Below are 19,795 nucleotides of genomic sequence, written 5' to 3'. Positions count from 1 at the left end.
ATGAAAAAATTAGTAATAGAAAGAACATTACTTAGATTTAATGATGGTATTGATGCGATAAATTTATTAAATGATAGATTTAATTTTTTAGCCATATTATTAAATCGTTTATTAAGTGAAAAGTATAATGGTAAAAAAATAAAGTTTTTAAACATTTTCTTTTATGAGACTTCTGAAAAACTTTTGAAAGCTTATGGTAAAGAATATTTTTTGCATTATTATGGAGGGCAGTTTACATATAAAAAAGTTATCGACTATGATTATTTTTATAGTTTATCTTTTAATGATCAAAAAATCTTTATTTGGGAAAAAGCATGCGAGATGCTTCAATTTGCGGGAAAGGAACTTAAAAATGAAAGTTTGTTAATTTCAAGTGAATATGCTTATAATAAAGGACTAGAAATGAATTTAAATGCTGATTACAGAATGATTGAAAATGATGTTGTTTTATTTGAAGAAAATTACAAAGCGGCTGTTTGGGTTAATTTTTTAGATAATAAAATGGAAGCAAATTTTACTCTAGAAAAAGACAACAATATTGTTCTGAAAAAAATTATTGATCAAGTACCAAATGGTAATGTTTTTTTTCTAACAATGTTTAAAAAAATTGAGCAAAAAGATAGTGATACTATTATCATAAAAGGTTTAAAAGATGCGGACTATTTGCCATTGGAAATAAATTTTACAAAAGATAACGGAAAAATCATATCTAAAAATTAGTAAAAGCAATTTTTTTTCGCCTACCCTTTTGATTTGTTCTCATTAAAAGCCCGACAAATACTCAATTATCATTAAAAAGATTAAAATCTTAAATCAATTAAAAAACATGAAAACAAAATGTTCAAATTGCCAAACAGAAAATGAGAATACTTCTAAATATTGTTCTATTTGTGGGTATAGATTGCCAATTTTAGAAATTGAAAATAGCGTTTCAGAGATTGAATCAAAAAAAACGAATAAGCTTAAACGGGATTTTAACTTAAAAGCAACTTTAGGTTTTGTAATTAGTTTTGTTATAGTGTTTTTTGTGACACAATCTTTATTCAAGCCATCATTTTCATTAGATAAACAACTTGTAGATGCGGCAAATGAATTAAATAAAAATTGTCCTATGAATGTTGATGCAGATACAGTTTTAGAAAACACCGTTGCAGCACCAAATAAAACTTTTCAATATAACTATCTTTTAATAAGATTGACTAAAGCTGAAATAAAAATTGATACGATCAAAAAATATCTTTTTCCGAGTATTTTAGAAAATGTAAGGAGTAATCCACAAATGAAGTCATTTAGACATAACAAAGTTACCATCAATTATAGTTATAAGGATAAAAATGGAGTATTTGTATTCGATTATATTATTAAGCCTGAAATGTATAGTGACGTTAAGGATTAAATTTATGTTGCTGTCACCGCTCCCGCACGAATTCTTTCATGTGGTTATAGAATATGTTTATAGTAGTGCAATTGATTAGTCAGGTCAAAAAAACATATTGATGATGTACGAATTTTAGAATATTTGATGTTTTGCTGTTGTGTCTAGACAAAAAGGATTCGTGTGCTAGCACGGAAAAAAACTATAAAAAGACGGGAATCCAATATACCTTTAAAATAATAAAATCATGAAGCTTAAAATAGTATGCGCTTGGAGTGTTTTGTTTCTATCAACTTTTGTATTTGGTCAGGAAAGTGATGATTATGAAAAAAGACTAAAGGCAATAAATAATCAAACTATTGCTTTTTTTAATGTAGATGGAGTTGATTTTTCAAGTCAAACATTTAGCAACGAATTTTCCGAAAAAGAATTAAAAAAACTCTATCGAAAATATTCTATAAAAGATAGTGATCTAAAAACTAAAGGTGAAACACTAGGATTTAACTATATATATATCACTAAATCTGAAAAAGTGGGTGAGGATATAAGTCAAATTAGTTCTTATTATTTTGTAGAGAATAAGCAAAAAACGATTTCGATTATTCGCTTTGGTTATTACGATGAACTTGATAAAGACTTTGAGAGAAAATATGTCACCCGAATTTTAAATGATGAAATTCCGAAAGAAGTTTATGAATCATCAGTAATCGATAGTATTGATTTTGCAGGAAGAAAAATAAAACTGGGAAATAGCTGCTATTGGACTAATGTTAATACTGTTCAATGCCCATATTATGGGGAAATGAATTGGTCTGTTCATAAGACAATCGAAAGTGCAGAAAAATCAATCAATAATCAATTGAATGTGACAAGAAGTAAAAAAGGCGGAAAGATTATTTCTGAAGAAGATGTTGAAGTAGTTTTTGAAGGAAATGATGCAAAAGCAAAAAAGATTATATATGATTTTACAGGGATGAAATCTTTACTAACCAAAATGTCAGGAGGAAAATCGCTAACGATATATTATGTGGCTACTAAGGTTCGGGGAAATTATGTGAGTTGTTGTATGAGTTTCTGGAATAATGATACATTAACAGAAAGCGGGTTGGCTCCATTATTAGAAAAAGTAATGAAGCTTAAATGATAACTAGCCCCGCTCCTGCACGAATCCTTTCGTGTGATTATGGGTTAATTATCAACAATTAATTCTAGTAGAAATTGTAAATTTCATAATCTGAGGATTGTATTTTATCAGTTTAGTTGTTGTGCCCACATGAAAGGATCGTGCGGGAGCCGGGAGTTTATCTCCCATTTACCTTAAAATTTTTTAAAGATTAGCGTATTATGTTAGAACAAATAATTTTGAATTATAAAAAGTTTGCTGATTGTCTAATCAAAGAAGTTGATTATTTTAATTTCAAATCAAATGATGATCAACGTAGTATTGAAATTACCATGAGTTGTCTAAACTTTCAGAATGAAAACAAAAAGGAAATAATAAAAGTAATTTTTAAGGGTCTAAAATTGTTGAAATTCATTCGAGTAAATGACTATCCAAGTTTATTCTTAGATGAAGTTTATATTAGTAATGAAAATGGCTTAATAACCTTTGATTTTTTTCCAATAGGCTATGTTGATTATCTTGAGGAGAACCCTAATTCAACCTTTATTATTAGATGTAAAGAAGTATTGTATGAAGTTTTGTTAAGGGATTAGTTCACTGGCTCCCCTTCTGTACTCACCGCTTCGGCACGAATCCTTTCGTGTGATTATGCGTTAATTAGCAACAATTAATTCTAGCAGAAATTATAAATTTCATAATGTTGAGGATTGTATTTTATCAGTTTAGCTGTTGTGCCACACGAAAGGATTCGTGCGGGAGCGTGGGGAAAAACGAAATGGTATTTGAACCATGCAATTATTGAGAATTTAGAAATTAAAAAAACATGAAAAAGAATATAATAATTTTAATTGTATCTTCTTTAGCAGGTATATTTTGGGCAATATATTTACTTTATAATCAAAGAGGTGGTAATCTTGCTGTTAATGATTGGATGGCTCTTTGCATCACTTGTGTCTTTGTCGTCTGTCTCGGTTATTATTTTATAAATAAATGGAAAAAGAAGGGGTAGATATGATAATCCTTTCGTGTGGTTATTGGTTAATTAGCAACAATTAATTCTAGCAGAAATTATAAATTTCATTCTGAGGATTGTTATTTTACCAATTTAGCTCTTGTGTCCACACGAAAGGATTCGTGCGGGTTCGGGGAAACAAGATTAAAGAAGTATTTTCTAAATGTAAAAAAGCGAGATTCAATTCTCGCTTTTTTTATGCCTTTTTGTTTTTATTTAACTTTAAATTAAGTAAGATTAGGATTATAATTATATATTTGTAAGAAATATATTAAAATTGATATTTGTGAAAAAGATTGGCTTATTGATTTGTGTACTCGTTACTTAGAAAATGGAATGTTTTTTCTTTTGAGGCACACAAAAGAATTTTTATAAAGTCGGTAATATAAAAATATTAAAAGAGGATAACGAATTTTTTAAATCTATTCTTATAAATGATTTTGGTGTTAAGAATTAGATAAAGCAAAAGGAAGAATGAAAAAGAATAAAATAAAAATATGAAAACAAAAACTACACTATTATTAATATTTGCATTGTTTACATGTGGTATTTATAGTCAAAGTACCTTGCCAATTATAGGATTTAACGATGCAAGTAATTATACAATTGGAACATATGGAGTGACAGGTTCCTCTGGTTTAGATTTACACTGGTATGGAGGAATACGCTTTGGAGACAAAACCAGTCGTAATGTAATGGAGGTTACCAACGGAAAAGTTGAGATTACAAGCACAGCAATCGTAGGTGGAGAAACATTGTTAAAATTAAGTGTAAGCGATGCTTCTCAAGATTATCTGAAAATTGTTAATAGCACAGGTTCTAATGGGCAGTTCATACCAGCTTTACAGGGATATCATGTTAGTGATAATAGAACAGCGCTTTATTTGACAGGGAGTGTTGAGTTAGCAAATGATATAGGTGCAGATCCTATCATGGTCTTTGATTCCAGATTAAGTGATTCTTCGATAAAAAACAGGCCCCTATTTTCATGGGATTCTTACGGAAATAGAAAAATGATATTAACTTCAAATGGGAGTTTAGGTATTGGAACTACAACTACTGGAACCCATAAACTGGCAGTCGAAGGATCAATTGGAGCACGGGAAATAAAAGTACAGACTACAGGCTGGTCAGATTTTGTTTTTAAAAAAGAATATAATTTACCAACCCTTGAAGCAGTTGAAAAACATATTGCAGAAAAAGGGCATTTAAAAAACATTCCAAGTGAAGAAGAAATTTTGAAGAACGGAATTAATTTGGGAGAAATGAATGCTAAGTTGTTGCAGAAAATTGAAGAATTGACCCTTTATATGATTGAGCAGAATAAACGTATGAATAAAATAGAAATAGAGAATCAGGATTTGAAAAATAAAATGGATTCAATTATAAAATTTTAAATTATGAAAAAGATTTTAATACTGATTGTATTTGCTACACAGGCCTGTTTTGCCCAAAGTGTTTTTCCCATTAATGGAGGGAATGTTGGTATAGGAACAATAACTCCGAATTCAAAATTAAGCATTAGGTCTGGTAGGGCAGGTGTCAGTATTCATCCTGGCTCGGGCACAAATTCTTATTATGGATCTATAGCTTTTAATAGAGAATGTGTAACTGGAGAAATATTTGATAATAGTGCTTATGCGTTTCAAATAAATAATGGGGGTAATATATATGATAAGAATCTTCATTTTCAAATTTACAATGGCAATGGAGTGCAAGTAACTGGCGACGCCTTGGTAATTAATGGGGCTAGTGGAGGAAACATTGGAGTTGGAACATCAGAACCATCGGCTTTATTAGATATTTATTCACCATTACCGATCGTTGGTAGTTATGATACTCAAAAATGGTCAACAAGTAATGCGGGATATAATCTAAAACTTCAAACTATTTGGAATACTAGTGGTATTAATCAGGAGTTTATTCAACGATTTAATGGTGTTGATTATAGATCTCTTGTCTTTTATCAAGGGAATGTCGGTATTGGCACTTCAAACCCAACCAACAAGCTTGATGTAAACGGGACTATCCATTCACAAGAAGTAAAAGTAGATATGAATGGCTGGTCTGATTTTGTATTTAAAAAAGAATATAATTTACCAACCCTTGAAGAAGTAGAGAAATATATTGCAGAAAAAGGGCATTTAGAAAACATTCCAAGTGAAGAAGAAATTTTGAAGAACGGAATTAATGTGGGAGAAATGAATGCTAAGTTGTTACAGAAAATTGAAGAATTGACTTTGTATATGATTGATATGAAAAAGGAAAATGAAGAAATGAAAAGAGATATTTTAAAATTGAAACATAACTAGTTTCTGCGAAGTTTTATAGCGATAATGCTTGACGGAGTAGGTTTTAAGAAGACTTAGGACAAAAATAAAAAATAAAAATATATCATTATGAAAACAAAATTAGTGCTTTTGAGCAGCGTCTTTTTTATAACAATTAATATTTTTTCTCAGCAAGTTGGGGATGGGTATGCTCCCGTTATAAATGATTTTTCGGCACCACTTAAATCTGGAGTTTATAACGGGTTGAGTCCTTCTACAGTTGGTATGACAGCTGACAATAGTAATTTATGGCAACATTTGTTTGTAATAAGACATTCAAATACAAGTAGTAATTATCAACTTCAATTGGCGTCTTCTTTTGCTGTTAATGATCGGGTGTTTTTTAGAAAAATTACTTCCGCTACTTTGTCGTCTGTTAATGCAAATTGGGTAGAATTAGCAACTCGGGGGAAAAACAATTTTGTTGGCGATCAAAGTATCAGCGGAAATGTTGCTATCAATTCACTATCTCCATTAAATACATTTGAAGTAAAAGTACCAACAAGCACTGGTGCGTCTAGTTCAGATGGTATTGCTATACATGATGGTGCAGTTTATAGATTAGGTATTAACATTGGAGTAAATACAGATAAGGAATATTCTTATATTCAGGCTGTTAAAGGTGGCATTGGTTCGAAAAACATTATCATTAATCCCATTGGTGGGAACGTAGGTATTGGTATTACAAACCCAACAAACAAACTGGATGTAAAAGGGACTATCCATTCACAAGAGGTAAAAGTTGACATGAATAACTGGTCAGATTTTGTTTTTAAAAAAGAATACAATTTACCCACTCTTGAAGAAGTTGAAAATCATATTGCCGAAAAAGGACATTTAGAAAATATTCCAAGTGAAGAAGAAGTTTTGAAGAATGGAATTAATCTGGGAGAAATGAATGCTAAATTGTTGCAGAAAATAGAAGAATTGACTTTGTATGCGATTGAACAGTCAAAAAGAAATAATAAGCAGTCTGTACGAATTGAAAAATTGGAAAAAGAAAATGAAACTTTTAAAGATGTCTTGAGAAGACTTTCTAAAATTGAAGAAAAATTAAAATAAAAACTATCATGAAAAAAACAATATTTTTATTTATTGTACTATTTAATTCATTTTCCTACAGTCAAACTTTTGATGGGAATTTGGGTTCTAAAAGTTTAAATTGGTCAACAGAGCAAAAAGATTTTAATAGTGCTCCCAGAACTGGTGTTACTCCTATGTCCATAAAATTATGGGATAATTATAATGGATCTGGTTCTCCATCTACTTATGGGTCTTTATTAGAAATATATGGGAAATCAGCTCATTTAATTTCGCAGTTGTATTTTGATAATACTTGGAATGGCGGCAGAATAATGTATAGAACTTCTTTTTATGGGCAAACTACATGGGAAACCTGGCGTTATCTTTTGGATTCAAAGAGTGATGTAGTATCTGTGGGTAATTTGAAAATAACGGGAACAACTAATAGTTATGTTTTAAATGGTAATTTCGGAATAGGAACCATAAATCCAAAAAACAAACTGGATGTAAATGGAACAATCCATTCACAAGAGGTAAAAGTTGACATGAATGGCTGGTCAGATTTTGTTTTTAAAAAAGAATACAATTTACCTACTCTTAAAGAAGTAGAAAATCATATTGCAGAAAAAGGACATTTAGAAAACATTCCAAGTGAAAAAGAAGTTTTGAAGAATGGAATTAATCTGGGAGAAATGAATGCTAAGTTGTTGCAGAAAATAGAAGAATTGACACTTTATATGATTGAAATGAAAAAGGTAAATGAAAAGCAAGATGAAAAAATAATGATTCTGGAGAGTAGGTTATTGTCTAAAACAAAAAAATAAAATGAAAATTAGTACTACTTTAATAACACTCGCAATTGGTTTATTTAGTACAATAAATATAAAAGCTCAGACTTTAAATCCAACTTTTACTATAACAACTCCTGGTTCAGCGGATACTTTCGTTGGCGGTTATACATTCTCATATGCAAAAGCAGGAACTCCATGGAATGGTGCATTGATTAGTTTTGGAGGTGCTGGAAATAGATATGATTGTCAAATTAGTTCTGATTATGGATTAAATCGTATTTCATTTCGAAATAAAAATGGAGATTATAACATTTGGAATCCATGGATTGAATTGGCAACCAAAGGAGCAAATTCATTTATTGGAGATCAAACAATACATGGAGGTTTATTGGTAAGAAATTTGGGAAGTACCACCGCTAGTTCTGCTATAATGATTGCCCATTCAATTGCAGAGGGTGATTATGTAACCTTTGGAACATCTATAAGGTCAATCACTGAAAGTGGAAGTTCGAATGTTTATGGAATGCAATTCTTTACCCAGGAATCGTATCTAACAAGTCAAACAGAAAAGCTTAGGATTCAGGGAAATGGCAATGTTGGTATTGGTACATCAAATCCAAAAAATAAATTAGATGTAAACGGGACAATCCATTCAAAAGAAGTCATAGTTGATATGAATAACTGGTCAGATTTTGTATTTAAAAAAGAATACAATTTACCCACTCTTAAAGAAGTTGAAAATCATATCGAAGATAAGGGACATTTAGAAAATATTCCTAGTGAAGAAGAAGTTTTGAAGAATGGAATTAATCTGGGAGAAATGAATGCTAAGTTGTTGCAGAAAATAGAAGAATTGACTTTGTATATGATAAATCAAAATAAGCAAATAATTGATTTACAATACAGATTAGAAAAAATGGAAGTAAATACAAAATAGCATAACGAATGCAAAAGTGTTAAAAAAGCAAGATTTACGTCTTGCTTTTTTTTATTGTCAAATTTTTTTTCTAACCCATGTATTTTTATTAAATCCTTATTTTTTTTCTTAAAAATTATATGTATGCATAGTAATTTGGGAGTTGTGTGTTTGATGTTTGATTTTAATTTAATAAAATGAACTGACGAATAGTTAAAATACTAACTAAAAACATGATAAATATTAATTTTTTTTAACGTTTTTTTATTAATATTAAAAATATTTGTATTTTGGCTATATAAACTAACCAAAAACAAACCTAACATGAGAGTGTATTTATTAATTATGTTGTTTTTCAGCGGAATATCTTTTGCGCAGAATACAATTACCGGTTCTGTTACTGATGGTAACAAACAAGCGATTTCTGGTGCCAACATTGTTATTGTAGGAGATCGTACTGGTGCTTCTACTGACTTTGACGGAACTTTTAAGCTAACTACTTCGACTAAGCCACCATTTACAATTAAAGTATCTGCGGTTGGATTTACTTCAAAAACAGTAAACGTAACATCGGCTAACCAAAAGATAGATGTGGTTTTGAAAGATGAAGAAAACAAACTGGATGAAATTGTAGTTTCTGCTTCAAGAACTCCAGAGCGCGTTTTGGAATCCCCGGTTACAATTGAAAGAATGGGAATTCAGGATATCAAAAAAACAGCGTCGCCATCTTTTTATGATGGTATGGAAAACATGAAAGAGGTACAGATGAATACGAGTAGTATGACTTTTAAATCTGTTAATACCAGAGGATTCGCTACTGTGGCAAATACTCGTTTTATGCAATTGGTTGACGGAATGGATAACTCATCTCCATTGTTGAATTTTGTACTTGGTAATATGATTGGGGTTTCTGAGATAGATGTGCAAAGTGTGGAACTTTTGCCTGGAGCATCATCTGCTTTATATGGAGCAAATGCTTTTAACGGAATTTTATTTATGAATAGTAAAAGTCCGTTTGTGTATCAAGGTATTTCGACCTACTTAAAAATGGGGCAAACTTCTCAGAATGCAGCCGGTAACAATATATATTATGATTTTGGAATTAGAATGGCACATGCTTTTAATAAATACATTGCCGTTAAAGCTAATTTTACTTATATGCAAGCTACGGATTGGTATGCAACGGATTATAATGATAAAACCACAGCGGGAATAGACAGAAGTAATCCAAATTATGATGGGATAAATGTTTATGGTGATGAGGTTTCGACAAATATAAAAGGTGTTGGGCAGTCTTTGGCAAGTTTGGGATTGATTCCTGCTGGAGCTGTAAACTTATTGCCGAATACTAATGTTAGCAGAACCGGATATAAAGAAACAGATCTTACAGATAATAAAGCCGGTAACACTAAAATTGACTTTTCATTTCATGGAAGACCTTTTGGGGATGAAAGACTGGAAATTATCTGGCAAAGTAAATTTGGTTTTGGTAATGCAGTTTACCAGGGAGCAAACAGATATTACCTGAATGACTTTGCAATGCAACAACATAAAATCGAAGTAAAAGGAAAAAATTTCTTCGTAAGAGGATATACAACATCAGAGGATGGAGGACATTCTTATGACATGGTATTTACAGGAATCAATGTAGATAGAAAGTGGAAAGATGATAAAACCTGGTTTGGTCAATATGCGGGAGCGTATATTCAGTCTACTTTAGGGGGTGCAACTCCGGAACAAGCACATGCGCTTGCAAGATCTACTGCTGATACAGGTCGTTTCTTGCCGGGATCGCAAGCGTTTAAAAATGCTTTTAATCAGGTAATTAATGACGAAAGTGTATTGACAGGTTCTAAACTGGTTGATAATTCAAGAATTTACCATTCAGATGCCAATTATAATTTTAGAGATATAATCAAATTTGCTGAAATTCAGGTTGGTGGATCTTTTAGATTATATGAATTGAATTCTCACGGAAGAATCTACACAGATGCAAATGGTCCAATTAATTATAATGAATATGGAGCGTATACACAATTGGCAAAAAAATTCATGGACGACAGAATGAAATTCACAGGATCTATTCGTTATGATAAATCAAAAAACTTTGACGGAAATTTTTCACCTAGATTAGCATTGGTTTATTCTGCAGGAGAAAAGAAGAATCATAATTTTAGAGGATCTTTTCAAACAGGTTTCAGAAATCCATCTACACAAGATCAGTACATTGGTTTCAATATTGGAAATGCAGTGTTGCTTGGATCTGCTCCTGATAACTTAGGAAGATTTAGTGAGACTTTTAATCTTAGTGCTGAAGGGCAATCTTATAGCGGACAAGCAACCAAAAATATGACAGGTTATGATGCTTATGATAACTCTTATATAGCAAGTTCAGTAACGGCATTTGCTGCAATGGCAGGAAGTAATCCATATGAAGCGGTTAAATTGTTGAAAAAAGCAAGAGCAAATTTGGTACAACCGGAAAAAGTAAAAGCGTTTGAATTAGGATATCGTTCTATTTTTGAAGGTACCTCAATAGATGTAAATGGATACTATAATATTTACAATGATTTTATTGGTAACCTTAATGTTATTTCTACCTATTATGGACAAGCTCAGGATAGTCCTAGTATAGGTGCGCCAGGTGGTCCTCTGCCAACAACAAATCCTGGTTTTCAATCAGTACGTGCAATTCAAAACGGAGAATACAGAGCATATCAATTATATACAAACTCAGATGTAGAAATTCATTCGCTTGGTTTTGGTATTGGACTTTCGAGAAAAATTATTGCTGATTTCGAATTGGGATTAAACTACAACTATGCTCAATTTGATTTTGATCAGGCAAAAGACCCAAGTTTTGAAGCAGGATTTAATACTCCAAAACACAGAATTAAAGCGTCTATTGGAAATGATAAATTATTTAAAAACTTCGGATTCAATGTAAGCGGAAGATGGAATAGTGAATACATGTGGCAATCTAGTTTTGCTGATGGTTTAATTAAATCAGCTACGGTAATTGATGCGCAAATTAATTATGCAGTTCCGGTAATGAAATCTGTATTCAAAATAGGAGCAGCAAATATTGGAGGAAAAGAATATATTCAGGTAATTGGTGCGGGAGCAATTGGTCAACAATATTTTGCTTCCTGGACAATTAATCCATAAGTGTACAATCTCAGATAAAACAAATAGGTTATTTACTTTTCCTTCAGAAGGATTTAGAAAGTGATAATTTTAAAATATATAAATTATGATAAAAAATTTCAAATGGCTATTATTGGTTTCGTTGACCTTTGCAGCCTGCAATAGTGATGATAATACTGCAGCAGTAGTAGATTCGTCTGATGGATTGCCTTTGACTTCCGGTTCTGCTAATTTTTCAAAATATGTTGCATTAGGAGATTCTTTTGCAGCAGGTTTTAGTGATAATGCTTTGTTTATTGCAGGGCAGGAAGGGGCTTATCCAAATGTTTTGGCACAACAATTTGCTTTAGTGGGAGGAGGAGAGTTTAAGACACCTTTTACAAATGATAATATAGGAGGATTGTTGTTGGGAGGAACTGTAATTAGCGGACCGCGTTTGTATCTAAAAGATAAGCCGATTCCTGTTACGGGAACACCAACAACCGAGGTTACAGCACACTTATCAGGGGCTTTTAATAACTTAGGAGTTCCCGGAGCCAAAAGCTATCATTTACTGGCACCTGGTTATGGTAATCCTGCCGGAGTAGTGGCGGGTACTGCAAATCCTTACTTTGCTCGTTTTGCTTCAAGTGCGACGACAACGGTTTTGGCAGATGCGCTAAGTCAAAACCCTACTTTTTTCTCTTTATGGATAGGAGGAAATGATGAGTTAGGATATGCAACATCTGGTGGAGATCCTGCAGTAAATCCATTAACGCCAACAGCAACTTTTAATGGAGCATATAATGCCTTGGTTACTCAACTTGTTGCCGGAGGTAGAAAAGGAGTTGTGGCTAATTTACCAATTGTAACCACACTTCCTTATTTCCACGTTATTGCCTATAATCAATTAACTCAGGCTGATTTGACTATTGGTGGAGTTAATTTGGTTAATACATTAAACGCTCAGCTATATGGTCCTATACATGGTGCATTGAATTTTTTAGGACAGGGTGATAGAATTAAACTTTTGTCTACGACAGGAAATAACCCCATGATTATGGTGGATGAAAATTTACAAGATCTTTCAGCAAGTTTGAAAGCGGTGTTAATGGGTGGAGGATTGGACGCTACCACTGCTACAGTATTGGGTCAGATTTTTGGAAAAGCAAGACAAACTGTGCCAACTGATTTAATTTGTTTAAGTGCTTCTGCCCGATTAGGGAAAGCGCCATCAGTTGCGATTGATGGAATTGCTTCACCATCGCCTTCTTTAGCACAATTAGGGATTACATTTCCTTTACCGGACAGATATGTTTTGTTACCTAGCGAAGTAGCAGAAATTGAAGCTGCGACTACAGCCTATAATTTAATTATAAAAACAGCTGCTGATGCGAATAATTTGGCAATTGTTGATGCTAAAACAATTATGGAGCAATTAGGAAAACCAGGCGGAATTGTTATGGATAATTTTACAATGACATCAACTTTTGTAACAGGAGGTACTTTTTCTTTAGATGGAGTTCATCCTTCGCCAAGAGGATATGCATTAATTGCAAATAAATTTATAGAAGCCATAAATTTAAAATATGGTTCGAATATAAAAGGAGTTAATCTAGGGAATTATAGAATTCTGTTTCCTGCAATATTACCGTAATGCCAATTTTTTTTAGTAAAAAAGTCACTCGTTTCTATAATGAAGTGGCTTTTTTTATTTTATAAAAAAAATGCTGTTTTCGGTATTTGAAGCCTGAGTTTTAGGAATCAAACAAAATCATAGCATTTTTTATAAAAAAAATATTGATTTTATATTTTAAAAAATTATCTTTGCGCTCTGAAAAAAGAGGTATTTTCGATAAACCTAAATAGCTATTTAATAAATACATAAGTAATGTCAAAAGTAATAGGAAAAGTTGCTCAAATCATTGGACCAGTAGTTGACGTAGTTTTCAACGGTAAGGATGTTGAACTTCCAAAAATTTATGATTCACTAGAAATCACTAAAAAAGACGGAACATTATTAGTTCTAGAAGTGCAATCTCACATTGGAGAAAACACTGTTCGTACCATTTCTATGGACTCTACAGACGGATTGTCAAGAGGATATGAAGTAGTTGGAACAGGAAATCCAATCCAAATGCCAATCGGTCCAGATGTATATGGAAGATTATTTAATGTAATTGGAGATGCAATTGATGGTTTAGGAAACTTGCCAAAAACAGGAGAAAACGGTTTGTCTATTCACAGACAAGCACCTAGATTTGAAGATTTATCAACTTCATCAGAAGTTTTATTCACAGGTATTAAAGTAATCGATTTGATTGAGCCTTATGCAAAAGGAGGTAAAATTGGATTGTTTGGTGGTGCAGGTGTTGGTAAAACAGTATTGATTCAGGAGTTGATCAACAATATCGCAAAAGGTCACGGTGGACTTTCAGTATTCGCAGGAGTAGGAGAAAGAACACGTGAAGGAAATGACTTACTTCGTGAGATGTTAGAGTCAGGAATTATTAAATACGGTGATGATTTCATGCACTCTATGGAAAATGGAGGATGGGATTTATCTAAAGTAGATATGCCAGGAATGAGAGAGTCTAAAGCTACTTTCGTTTTCGGACAAATGAATGAGCCTCCTGGAGCTCGTGCTCGTGTAGCACTTTCAGGATTATCTATCGCAGAGTATTTCCGTGATGGAGCAGGAACTGATCAGGGGAAAGACGTATTGTTTTTCGTTGATAACATCTTCCGTTTTACACAAGCAGGTTCTGAGGTATCAGCACTTTTAGGACGTATGCCTTCTGCAGTAGGATACCAACCAACTCTAGCAACAGAGATGGGAGCTATGCAAGAGCGTATTACATCTACAAACAAAGGATCTATTACATCTGTACAAGCGGTTTACGTACCTGCGGATGATTTAACGGATCCGGCACCGGCAACAACATTTGCTCACTTAGATGCAACAACAGTATTGTCTCGTAAAATTGCTGAGTTAGGTATTTATCCAGCGGTTGACCCGTTAGATTCTACTTCAAGAATTTTGACTCCTCAAATTTTAGGAGCTGAGCATTATGACTGTGCACAAAGAGTAAAAGAGATTCTTCAAAAATACAAACAATTGCAGGATATTATTGCGATCTTAGGTATGGAAGAATTATCTGAAGAAGATAAATTGTCAGTATCAAGAGCACGTCGTGTTCAACGTTTCTTATCTCAACCTTTCCACGTAGCGGAGCAATTTACAGGTATTCCTGGAGTTTTGGTTGATATTAAAGATACTATCAAAGGATTCAACATGATTATCGACGGTGAATTAGATCACCTTCCGGAAGCAGCTTTCAACTTGAAAGGTTCTATTCAGGATGCGATCGAAGCTGGAGAAAAAATGTTAGCTGAAGCATAATCTAGTTTTCAGTATTCTGTCGCGGTATTCAGTACTGAGACTGTTAACTGAGACTGTAAACTAAAAAAAGATGATTTTAGAAATAGTATCACCAGAAGCAAAATTATTTTCAGGACAAGTAACATCAGTTACATTACCCGGAGTTGATGGAAGCTTTCAAATATTGAATCACCATGCTCCTATTGTTTCTATTCTAGAAAAAGGAACTATTAAAATTGTGGCGCCAAGTTTCAATTTTTCTAAAGATATAGCGAGTAAATTCACGAAAGTAAACGACCAGACTTATACATTAGAGATCACGTCAGGTACTATCGAAATGAAAGACAATAAAATTATTGTTTTAGTTGACTAAGACAATTCTAAAATAGATTTAAAAGCCATTCGCTGCGGTGAATGGCTTTTTTTTATGCTTTAATGTTAATAGAAAAGCTTAAGTAAACTCCGGCGTAGGAAAATTAACAAAAAATGTACGAATCATACATAAATCAAACATTTTTTCTGATGTTAATCTGATATATTTGTAAGTATATTAACATTTAAAGAATTTATTATGAAAAAAGTTTTTTTTGGAATGCTGCTAATAGCATTAGGTTTTGGGACAATGTCTCTAACTACAAGTTCTGATTATGTTGCTAAAACTTCAATGCACAATCAAAAGGAAGTTGAGGTTGCAAAAGTTGTAGTAGGCCCTACGTTTACAATTCCTTGGAAAAGTTGTTGTGAATCACCGCTTACTCCTATTTATACCGACTTAGCTAAACGCGGGTATCCAAGTTCAACTAATTTTACTATTAATAGTACCACAAGTACTACTGTTACTTATACAATTTGGTAGTCGACCTATAGATAAACGTCTATGAAGTGAAAACTATTTTTTGTGAGTTTGATTTCTCAAATGTAAATTCATGATGATAAATAGACTATTACAATTTCAAAATAAAGTAAAAAGCCAAATGTTTCATTGTTTGGCTTTTTTTATGTTTTAATTTTGAATAGTAATAAGTTGATATTTAATGAACTATAAGTCAGAAAATTAACAAAAAACACATGTTTGGTATATAAATTGAACATTTTTTCTGATAATTATAAAATATATTTGTAAGTATATTAATATTTTAAATAATTTATTATGAAAAAAGTTTTTTTAGGAATGCTGCTAATGGCATTAGGTTTTGGGACAATGTCTCTAACTACAAGTTCTGATTATGTTGCTAAAACTTCAATAAATAATCAAAAAGAAGTTGAAGTTGCAAAAATTGCATTTGGTCCTACATACACCATTCCCTGGAATAGTTGCTGCGAGTCACCTATTTTTACTATTGAGCGTGATATTGTGGCACGTGGGCTGCCAACGACTACTAACTTTATAATTACAAGTACAACAAGTACTACTGTAACTTACAGAATTTTTTAATTTGCCCAAAGTATATTAACACTTAAAGAATTTACTATGAAAAAAGTTATTTTTGGAATGCTATTATTAGCATTAGGTTTTGGGACAATGTCCCTAACGACAAGTTCTGATTATGTTGCTAAAACTTCAATGAACAATCAAAAAGAAGTTGAAGTTTCAGATGTTGCATTTGGTCCTACGTACACCTGTTCCTGGAATAGCTGTTGCGAATCGCCAATTACTGCTGTTGAACGCGATCTCACCAGACGTGGACTTCCAGTTACAACTAATTACAATTTTAATAGTACAACAAGCACTTCTGTGACGTACACACTTTACTAATCTGTTTAGATATAAATAAAGTGTTTATTTCATCAAAATAAATTTAAAAGCTATTCGCTAAGGTGAATAGCTTTTTTTTATTTTATTCTTTTTACATTTGGACTATTAGAATCTCTTTATAAAATAGTAATCATTAAATAAAAGTTCAGTAAGCTTTTATTATTTCGTTTTATCGACCTGATAAAGCGCAATGTATCTATGTCAAATTTTATAAAGAATACAAATGAAAAATATAAATAAAGTAGCCGTTTTAGGCGGTGGTGGAAGAACTGGAAATTATCTTGTAAACCAGTTATTGAAAAAAGGATTTAGCATAAAACTTCTGCTACGAAATCCCGAAAATTTTACCATTCAAAGTTCACAAATCGAAATCATTAAAGGAGACGCACTTGATCTCGAATCCATAAAATTATTGCTTCAGGATTGTGAGGCGGTAATTAGCACAATTGGTCAAAGAAAAGAAGAACCTCTTGTAGCAAGTTTGGCAACACAGAATATATTGGAAGTAATGTATGATTTTCAAATTGAACGTTACGTTTTATTGGCCGGACTAAACATTGATACTCCATTTGATAAAAAAAGTACCAAAACGCAAATGGCTACCGATTGGATGAAAACCAATTTTCCGATAATTCAGGAAGATCGTCAAAAAGCTTATGATTTTTTGACGGCAAGTAATGTCAACTGGACTCAGGTTCGGGTTCCTTTTATTGAATTTACGGATCATAAAGCTGAGATTTCTGTTAGTGTCGAAGATTGTTTGGGCGAAAGAATTAGCGCGCACGATATTGCACGTTTTATGATTTCTGAAATGATTGATTCTAATTTCGGTAAACAATCACCATTTATAAGTACAATTTAAAGCTTTAATAAAGAACAGCGGGTGATATCAAACCCGCTGTTTATTTAATTTGACTTCAATTTCATAACTTTGCTTTTATGAAATTACCGGAAAACCTGATTCAAAAGCTCGAAAATAGAAAGCAAAATAACTCGTTAAGACAATTGCCAAGTTTTAATAATCTTGTCGATTTTTCTTCAAACGATTATATTGGATTTTCAAAATCTGAAGCTGTTTTCAAACAAGCACATCATTATCTAATCGAAAATGATATTATTCAAAATGGCGCAACAGGTTCGAGATTAATTTCGGGAAATCATTCTTTGTATCAAATTGCCGAAACTTTTATTGCGCAATTTCACGACGCTGAATCTGCTTTAATTTTTAATTCGGGTTATGATGCCAATGTTGGTTTTTTTAGCGCTTTACCGCAACGAAACGACGTTATTTTGTATGATGAATTGAGTCACGCTTCAATTCGGGACGGAATCGTAATGTCGAACGCAAAATCATATAAATTCAACCATAATGATTTTGAAGATTTAGAACGTCTTATTATAAAATTTCCAAACACAACCATTTATATTGTTACCGAAACTGTTTTTTCTATGGATGGAGATTGTCCAAATATGGAAGAATTAGTAGAATTGTCTGAAAAATACAATTGTTATTTAGTCGTTGACGAGGCGCATACTTTGGGAGTTTTTGGAGAAAAAGGAGAAGGTTTGACGCAATATTTACAATTGCATAATCGAATATTCGCAAGAATCATGACCTTCGGAAAAGGTTTGGGCTGTCATGGAGCAGCAGTTTTAGGAAGTTTAGAATTAAAACAATATTTAATAAACTTTGCCAGAAGTTTTATTTATACCACAGGATTATCTCCACACTCCGTTTCCACGATTTTAACAGCTTATCATCAGCTTGAAATTGAACGCGAAACGATCGAAAAACTGCGTCAGAATATTGTACTTTTTAATCAGCAGAAAAATTTATTAGGATTAAAGCCAATGTTCGTTCGAAGCAAATCGGCAATACAATCTGCCATTATTCCGGGTAACGAAAATGTAAAACGTTTAGCCCAGCAACTACAAGATAAAGGTTATGATGTAAAGGCAATACTTTCGCCTACAGTTCCGGAAGGACAAGAACGTTTGCGTTTTTGTATCCACAGTTATAACTCAAAAGAAGAAATTAATCAGATCTTAGAATTGTTAAGAGACTTTGTCTTTTAACCACCGATTGAACGGATTAAACGGGTTGATGCGGATGATTATGACTGATTTACTACATAAAGAAATATCGAAACCTATTTTGGAAATATTTTACGACGTTTATTATCAGCTTGGTTATGGGTTTCTTGAAAAAGTATATCAAAATGCAATGTATCTTGAACTGATTGAACAAGGTTATAAAGTAGAGGCGCAAAAACAAATAAAAGTTTATTATAAAAATAAATTAGTTGGTGAATTTTATGCTGACTTGTTAGTTGAAGACTCCATAATTCTAGAACTTAAAGCTTGTGAGTGTTTAGTAAAATACCCATGTTGCACAATTAATGAATTATTTAAAATCAACACAAATAGAAGTGGGATTGGTGTTGAATTTTGGTGAAACTCCGGATTTTAAAAGATTAGTTTATACAAATAACAGAAAGTTAAATATAAAAAATCTGCGTTGATCGGTTTAATCCGTTCGATCCGTGAGCCATATAAATATTATTTTCAAAAAAATTACAGCCGTTAAGCCCTTTGTTTTCTCACTTCTTTAAAAAATTTTAATTTTTTTTGTAACGTTTTGATTCTTTGATTACTTACGAGCCGTAATCAAATAAACCAAAATAATTATGAAAACAATTTCAACTTCAGTTATCGAAAAAATATTCAATTTTGTATTTGTCACTGTAGCTTGTGCAGGACTTGGATATTCTTTAATGAATCAATTTATTTTAAACCATCCTAACAAAGATTTGCTTCTCGTTATGATCTGTCTGTTTTTTGCTTCAATAGCTTCCTGGCAGAGAAAAAAATACAGCAAAGAATAATTTATAATCAATCATCAATCAAATTACAACAATCAATCAGAAATAAAAGTCAATCAAATTATCATCAATCAATTAA

22 protein-coding genes are annotated in these 19,795 nt (G+C 32.2%); all 22 read left to right on the top strand.

The genetic code is table 11. The features are described from left to right. The 22 genes from EAH81_RS19370 to EAH81_RS19270 all read left to right on the top strand — a co-directional run bounded on the left by EAH81_RS19370 (nt 1) and on the right by EAH81_RS19270 (nt 19,719). On the top strand, nt 1-720 hold the full coding sequence (locus EAH81_RS19370) for a hypothetical protein (RefSeq protein ID WP_140510257.1): 720 nt from the start codon (nt 1-3) through the stop codon (nt 718-720). A gap of 106 nt (nt 721-826) precedes the next feature. After that, nucleotides 827-1,396, top strand: a complete 570-nt coding sequence (locus tag EAH81_RS19365; protein ID WP_140510255.1) for a zinc ribbon domain-containing protein — start codon at nt 827-829, stop codon at nt 1,394-1,396. 226 nt (nt 1,397-1,622) lie between these two features. Then, nucleotides 1,623-2,519 carry a hypothetical protein gene (locus tag EAH81_RS19360; RefSeq protein WP_140510252.1) on the top strand — a complete coding sequence of 299 codons (897 nt, stop codon included), beginning with the start codon at nt 1,623-1,625 and terminating at the stop codon, nt 2,517-2,519. A 200-nt stretch (nt 2,520-2,719) separates the two neighbouring features. After that, a complete protein-coding gene (locus EAH81_RS19355; protein WP_140510250.1) occupies nt 2,720-3,091 on the top strand; it encodes a hypothetical protein in 372 nt (123 codons plus the stop codon). Nucleotides 3,092-3,321: 230 nt separating this feature from the next. Further along, nucleotides 3,322-3,507, top strand: coding sequence for a hypothetical protein (locus tag EAH81_RS19350; RefSeq protein WP_140510248.1), 186 nt, complete (start codon nt 3,322-3,324; stop codon nt 3,505-3,507). A 500-nt stretch (nt 3,508-4,007) separates the two neighbouring features. Then, a complete protein-coding gene (locus EAH81_RS19345; RefSeq protein ID WP_140510246.1) occupies nt 4,008-4,907 on the top strand; it encodes a hypothetical protein in 900 nt (299 codons plus the stop codon). Nucleotides 4,908-4,910: 3 nt separating this feature from the next. Further along, nucleotides 4,911-5,822, top strand: a complete 912-nt coding sequence (locus EAH81_RS19340) for a hypothetical protein (RefSeq protein ID WP_140510244.1) — start codon at nt 4,911-4,913, stop codon at nt 5,820-5,822. An 87-nt stretch (nt 5,823-5,909) separates the two neighbouring features. Beyond that, entirely contained in the window at nt 5,910-6,902 is a 993-nt protein-coding gene (locus EAH81_RS19335; RefSeq protein WP_140510241.1) for a hypothetical protein, read from the top strand. Nucleotides 6,903-6,910: 8 nt separating this feature from the next. Next, on the top strand, nt 6,911-7,687 hold the full coding sequence (locus EAH81_RS27705) for a hypothetical protein (protein ID WP_194150830.1): 777 nt from the start codon (nt 6,911-6,913) through the stop codon (nt 7,685-7,687). Between the two features lies 1 nt (nt 7,688). Next, the gene (locus EAH81_RS19325) at nt 7,689-8,591 is read left to right on the top strand and encodes a hypothetical protein (protein ID WP_140510239.1); all 903 of its coding nucleotides are present in this window, start codon (nt 7,689-7,691) and stop codon (nt 8,589-8,591) included. Between the two features lie 303 nt (nt 8,592-8,894). Further along, nucleotides 8,895-11,738, top strand: a complete 2,844-nt coding sequence (locus EAH81_RS19320; RefSeq protein ID WP_140510237.1) for a TonB-dependent receptor — start codon at nt 8,895-8,897, stop codon at nt 11,736-11,738. An 85-nt stretch (nt 11,739-11,823) separates the two neighbouring features. Continuing rightward, nucleotides 11,824-13,353 carry an SGNH/GDSL hydrolase family protein gene (locus EAH81_RS19315; protein ID WP_140510234.1) on the top strand — a complete coding sequence of 510 codons (1,530 nt, stop codon included), beginning with the start codon at nt 11,824-11,826 and terminating at the stop codon, nt 13,351-13,353. A 234-nt stretch (nt 13,354-13,587) separates the two neighbouring features. After that, nucleotides 13,588-15,099 (top strand): F0F1 ATP synthase subunit beta, encoded by a 1,512-nt coding sequence (atpD, locus tag EAH81_RS19310; protein ID WP_140510232.1) that lies wholly within the window; start codon nt 13,588-13,590, stop codon nt 15,097-15,099. 70 nt (nt 15,100-15,169) lie between these two features. Next, nucleotides 15,170-15,451: a F0F1 ATP synthase subunit epsilon gene (locus EAH81_RS19305; protein WP_140510230.1), complete on the top strand. Its 282-nt coding sequence runs from the start codon at nt 15,170-15,172 to the stop codon at nt 15,449-15,451. A 198-nt stretch (nt 15,452-15,649) separates the two neighbouring features. After that, nucleotides 15,650-15,934 (top strand): hypothetical protein, encoded by a 285-nt coding sequence (locus tag EAH81_RS19300; protein ID WP_140510227.1) that lies wholly within the window; start codon nt 15,650-15,652, stop codon nt 15,932-15,934. A gap of 294 nt (nt 15,935-16,228) precedes the next feature. Then, nucleotides 16,229-16,513, top strand: coding sequence for a hypothetical protein (locus tag EAH81_RS19295; RefSeq protein ID WP_140510225.1), 285 nt, complete (start codon nt 16,229-16,231; stop codon nt 16,511-16,513). 36 nt (nt 16,514-16,549) lie between these two features. Continuing rightward, nucleotides 16,550-16,834, top strand: a complete 285-nt coding sequence (locus tag EAH81_RS19290) for a hypothetical protein (RefSeq protein ID WP_140510222.1) — start codon at nt 16,550-16,552, stop codon at nt 16,832-16,834. Between the two features lie 223 nt (nt 16,835-17,057). After that, nucleotides 17,058-17,696, top strand: coding sequence for an NAD(P)H-binding protein (locus tag EAH81_RS19285; RefSeq protein WP_140510220.1), 639 nt, complete (start codon nt 17,058-17,060; stop codon nt 17,694-17,696). Between the two features lie 77 nt (nt 17,697-17,773). Then, nucleotides 17,774-18,910: an aminotransferase class I/II-fold pyridoxal phosphate-dependent enzyme gene (locus tag EAH81_RS19280; RefSeq protein ID WP_140510217.1), complete on the top strand. Its 1,137-nt coding sequence runs from the start codon at nt 17,774-17,776 to the stop codon at nt 18,908-18,910. Between the two features lie 40 nt (nt 18,911-18,950). Continuing rightward, nucleotides 18,951-19,289: a GxxExxY protein gene (locus EAH81_RS19275; protein WP_241676599.1), complete on the top strand. Its 339-nt coding sequence runs from the start codon at nt 18,951-18,953 to the stop codon at nt 19,287-19,289. Further along, on the top strand, nt 19,234-19,356 hold the full coding sequence (locus EAH81_RS27880) for a hypothetical protein (protein ID WP_241676598.1): 123 nt from the start codon (nt 19,234-19,236) through the stop codon (nt 19,354-19,356). The genes EAH81_RS19275 and EAH81_RS27880 overlap by 56 nt, the downstream gene beginning before the upstream one ends. A gap of 165 nt (nt 19,357-19,521) precedes the next feature. Next, the gene (locus EAH81_RS19270; RefSeq protein WP_140510214.1) at nt 19,522-19,719 is read left to right on the top strand and encodes a hypothetical protein; all 198 of its coding nucleotides are present in this window, start codon (nt 19,522-19,524) and stop codon (nt 19,717-19,719) included. Nucleotides 19,720-19,795: the final 76 nt, after the last annotated feature.

This window comes from Flavobacterium pectinovorum, assembly GCF_006438875.1.
Lineage (GTDB): Bacteria > Bacteroidota > Bacteroidia > Flavobacteriales > Flavobacteriaceae > Flavobacterium > Flavobacterium pectinovorum_A.
The sequence above is the reverse complement of the archived record's forward strand: the minus strand, read 5'-3'. Positions and strand labels throughout refer to the sequence as shown.